We start from the raw sequence: 4,030 nt of genomic DNA on the forward strand, positions 1-4,030 counted from the left end.
CAGAGTTCTAAAATCAACAGTTACCTTTAACACAGCCAATAAATAAAAAAACCTAGCTCCCGCTAGTTAAATAGCATGGGGCTAGGTTTTTTTATTTTTATTATTTCTTAATTAAATCTTCACGTTGAGATTGGTCAATCCATTCTTGCAGCTTATCCTTTAAAGTGTTAAAGCCTTGTTGTCCTTCAACTTCAGGTACGATAGCAGCTGCTTGACGCTTACGAGGTTTCTTTGGTTTAGCAACAGCCTGTTGAACAGGAGCTTCTTCCGTTGCACGAATAGATAAACCAATTTTCCCAGCATTTTCATCAATTGACAATACTTTTACATTAACTTCATCTCCAACTTTAAGATGTTCATTAATGTCTTTTACATAACCATGTGTGATTTCTGAAATATGCACAAGACCTTGTGTATTTTCATCTAATGCTATGAACGCACCATATGGTTGAATTCCAGTTACTTTACCAGTTAATACACTTCCAGTTTCGATCTTTTCTGTCATGAAAACACTCCTAAGAAATAATTATTTTATCTTCTATATACGCAATAAGAAATTATAGCACATTCTATACATATAATCAAAAAAGGTTTTCCTCAGGAAGGAAGAGAAAACGTTAACATAATGTTCAAATAGGATTTTTCCCAGAAAAAAGAAATTTATGTTAGAATGAAAATGAGATAATGTCTTTGTGGGAGAGGTGATCATATGAATACAATTGGCAGTACGATAAAAACTTATCGAGAACACTTGAAACTGACAAAAGAGGAATTGGCACAAAAAATTAGAGTAGGAATTCATACAATCGAAAAATATGAATCTGGCGAACAAATTCCAAGTACTCAAACACTTTTAAAATTGTCTACCGTTCTTGACATCCCTGCATCTGAACTATATTTAGACCAACTCGATAAACACATATAATTTTTATCATGATTGTATAAAGTAAGCAAAAATGGGAAATCATTTATTTATAAGCTTTCTAGTATTCCCCCCTTTTTTGAAGTGGACAACCTAATAAGGTGTGTCCTCTTTTTTTTGAAAAAAATGTAGGAATACGTGTGAAATAACAGGCGACTGGAGAAATTATTATTACGAATAAATCAATAGAAGGTGGGTTGAATACGTGGAAGAGAAGGTTTTTTACCGTAACCAGCTAGTGAATGATATTAATATTTATTATGAGTTTTATCCAAATCCTAATTCCGAAAAGACACTAGTCCTGCTTCATGGATTTCTTTCCTCCACTTTTAGCTATCGAAGATTGATTCCCCTTTTAAATAAAGAATATCAAGTCGTTTCCATAGACCTCCCTCCCTTTGGAAAGAGCGGGAAAAGTAATAATTTTATTTATTCCTATCGTAATCTTGCTCAAACGGTTATTCAGCTCATTTCTACACTTGGATTAAAAGAAATTACTCTTATCGGTCATTCAATGGGCGGACAAATTGTTCTCAATATCCTGCATCAACAGCCCGATTTAGCACAAAAGGCAGTCCTGCTTTGCAGTTCATCTTATTCCAAACGTTCAAAACTGCCATTGATTATTGGAAGTTATATTCCTTATTTTCATCTATATGTAAAGTTTTTTCTTGCACGTTCAGGTATCATGCAAAATCTTCAAAATGTTGTTCATGACCATTCCTTAATTAGTGATGAGATGCTTTTTGGCTATGTACAGCCTTTTTTAAAGGATGAAATTTTCCTTGCCTTAACAAGAATGATTCGCGACCATGAAGGCGACCTATCAACGGTAGTACTCAATCAAATTGCCCATCCATGTTTATTAATTTGGGGTGAGTATGATAAAGTTGTCCCATTATCAGTTGGGAAGCGCTTGAAAAATGATTTAAGGGAATCTGAACTGGTTATTTTGAGGGAAACGGGTCATTTAGTTCCTGAGGAACGTCCTGATGATGTTTTTCAGCATATTAAACAATTCTTGGCATAAAAAAACGACAGCCCTTGCTGTCGTTTTATATTGTACAAGAGTCGTTATCCTTTATTAACATCAGTTCATTAGCAATTTTCAAGCACTGTTCCATTGGTATTGTGCTTGAAAAGGAAAATTCATATATGCTTTGTATTCTTTCTGCTAATGCCTCTGAGTTGTCTAACTCATGAATCGCTTGGATGGTATCAGCTATCTCCGTGTCATAATTACCATTCGATAATTTGAAAGGATCCCATTCGTTTAATACGTCCACAAATTGCAAATTCGTTTTCATTTCACTTTCCATTTCATTCTCCTCCTCCCTGTTTATTTCTATTGTTTAGCTCCAGCGCCTAGGGATTCCGCTTTCCTATTTAAGAACGTACTCTGCAAGTACTGTTTGGAGTTCATAGATATTTAGGTTTTTGTTAAATTGTTTTTGAAGTGGGAGCGCATTACCTGATATCCAGATTTTTAATTCTGCGTCCAAATCGAAGCTTCCCGCCGTCTCAATACTAAAATGGGTAATACTTTTATAGGGGATAGAATGATACTCAACCTTCTTTCCTGTCAGCCCCTGCTTATCCACTAAAATCAGTCGTTTATTGGTAAAAATAAATAAATCTCTAATTAACTTATACGCTTTATCAATTCTTTCATTCACTGCAAGTATTCTAGCGAATTCCCTTTGTGCATCTGCAGGGTTTACCTCTGCGGCATTTCCCATCATACCATCAAAAAATCCCATCAAACTCACACCTTTCCTTGGAACTTTCTAAATTATTATATATGAAAGTTTAATTTACAACCATTGCTATTGGACTAGCTCCAACAAATGCTGAAGCATTTGTTCACCTGAAATTAGTGCTTCTCCTCCTCCCTGAGCAAATGCATCACTTCCGCCACCCTTACCATTAATGATAGAAAGTGCATTTCCTATTACCTTTTTCATGCTTACGTTTTCTGCTGGCCCTCGTGCACAAACTAGCTGTAGCTTATCTTCATTTTGTGAAACGAATAACACAAAGGTTTCTTCATCCTCTGCAATAATGATTCTGGCTATTTTTTGAAGTTCTTGAATTGTTCTGTTTTGAAACACACCACTGACAATTCTATTCTCACTTTTACCCTTTTCTAATAAACTCTTTGCTTCATAGTGAAGCAGGGTCTCAACCGATTGTTCTAATTCTTTCTCCATTGCTTTACTATTCTCTAGAAGCCGAGTTACTACCTCCTGCATATCATTTTCAGGAGCATTAAGTAGTTTCGTTAGCTCCATAAGCACCTTATTTTTTTTGTGAAACTGTTTCAAAATACGATTTCCACAAACAAATTGAACGCGGACTTTTTTCTTTTGTCTTTCCCAGTTTATTATTTTTATTGTTTGGACTTCCCCCGTTGTTTTCGGATGAGTTCCGCCACAGCCGTTATAATCAAAGTTTGGAATAATTACAAGCCGAATATCCTCTTTTACCTTTGTCTCTTTTCGTAAATTATAATTTCCTAATTCATCTTCTGTGACCCACTTTGTTTCAATTGGTCGATTTTCTAAAATAATCTGGTTGGCTAGTTCCTCTACTTTCAAAGCTTCCGATTCCAAAAGATTAACTGTTTCTAAATCTATTGTTAAAGTTTCATTTCCTAAATGGAAGCCGATTGTCTTGTATCCATATATTTGTTCAAAGGCTGCCGAGAGAATATGTTGGCCTGCATGCTGCTGCATATGGTCAAATCTTCTTTCCCAGTCGATTACACCATAAACGGGAGAGCTTTCAGCATGTACTTCGCTTTCAAGGTAATGACGAACTTCCCCCGCTGTTTCCTCCACATTCAGTACTTTAATGTTTTCAATGGTTCCAATATCATGCGGCTGTCCACCGCCTGTTGGGTAAAAAGCTGTTTGATCCAACACTATGTAATAATTTCCATCTCTGTCTTTTCCCTGGTCAACTACTTGTGCTGTAAATGAATTTATGTAAGCATCTTGATAATAAATTTTTTTCCCCATGCTTATATGCTCCTAGTTTTTATTTATTAGGCTGTGTTAAACTAGGCTGTTGATTGGAACTCCAGGCGCTATGCTTTCCGCGGGCTCG

The 4,030-nt window shown here is 35.8% G+C and carries 6 protein-coding genes; 2 read left to right on the top strand and 4 right to left on the bottom strand.

Annotated elements, in window-relative coordinates:
• Positions 1-100: 100 nt before the first annotated feature.
• Complete coding sequence (gene yugI, locus CHI06_RS09695) at positions 101-505, bottom strand: S1 domain-containing post-transcriptional regulator GSP13 (RefSeq protein WP_095248347.1); 405 nt, start codon at positions 503-505, stop codon at positions 101-103.
• 204 nt (positions 506-709) lie between these two features.
• Between yugI and CHI06_RS09700 the strand changes: the two genes are divergently transcribed.
• Positions 710-925 carry a helix-turn-helix domain-containing protein gene (locus tag CHI06_RS09700; protein ID WP_095248348.1) on the top strand — a complete coding sequence of 72 codons (216 nt, stop codon included), beginning with the start codon at positions 710-712 and terminating at the stop codon, positions 923-925.
• Between the two features lie 202 nt (positions 926-1,127).
• Complete coding sequence (locus CHI06_RS09705; RefSeq protein WP_095248349.1) at positions 1,128-1,952, top strand: alpha/beta fold hydrolase; 825 nt, start codon at positions 1,128-1,130, stop codon at positions 1,950-1,952.
• Between the two features lie 25 nt (positions 1,953-1,977).
• On the opposite strand, the gene CHI06_RS09710 is transcribed toward CHI06_RS09705, so the two are convergent.
• The 3 genes from CHI06_RS09710 to CHI06_RS09720 all read right to left on the bottom strand — a co-directional run bounded on the left by CHI06_RS09710 (position 1,978) and on the right by CHI06_RS09720 (position 3,942).
• Positions 1,978-2,241, bottom strand: a complete 264-nt coding sequence (locus CHI06_RS09710) for a DUF1871 family protein (RefSeq protein ID WP_095248350.1) — start codon at positions 2,239-2,241, stop codon at positions 1,978-1,980.
• Positions 2,242-2,304: 63 nt separating this feature from the next.
• Entirely contained in the window at positions 2,305-2,682 is a 378-nt protein-coding gene (locus tag CHI06_RS09715; RefSeq protein ID WP_095248351.1) for a PH domain-containing protein, read from the bottom strand.
• A gap of 66 nt (positions 2,683-2,748) precedes the next feature.
• The gene (locus tag CHI06_RS09720; RefSeq protein ID WP_095248352.1) at positions 2,749-3,942 is read right to left on the bottom strand and encodes an alanyl-tRNA editing protein; all 1,194 of its coding nucleotides are present in this window, start codon (positions 3,940-3,942) and stop codon (positions 2,749-2,751) included.
• Between the last annotated feature and the right edge of the window lie 88 nt (positions 3,943-4,030).

Source organism: Bacillus sp. 7884-1 (assembly GCF_002272245.1).
Classification (GTDB): Bacteria; Bacillota; Bacilli; order Bacillales; family Cytobacillaceae; genus Neobacillus.

Bases quoted from the DNA above. Each gene is read 5' to 3' on its own strand.
- yugI (WP_095248347.1), bottom strand. From the start codon at position 505: ATGACAGAAAAGATCGAAACTGGAAGTGTATTAACTGGTAAAGTAACT.
- CHI06_RS09700 (WP_095248348.1), top strand. From the start codon at position 710: ATGAATACAATTGGCAGTACGATAAAAACTTATCGAGAACACTTGAAA.
- CHI06_RS09710 (WP_095248350.1), bottom strand. From the start codon at position 2,241: ATGGAAAGTGAAATGAAAACGAATTTGCAATTTGTGGACGTATTAAAC.
- CHI06_RS09715 (WP_095248351.1), bottom strand. From the start codon at position 2,682: ATGGGATTTTTTGATGGTATGATGGGAAATGCCGCAGAGGTAAACCCT.
- CHI06_RS09720 (WP_095248352.1), bottom strand. From the start codon at position 3,942: ATGGGGAAAAAAATTTATTATCAAGATGCTTACATAAATTCATTTACA.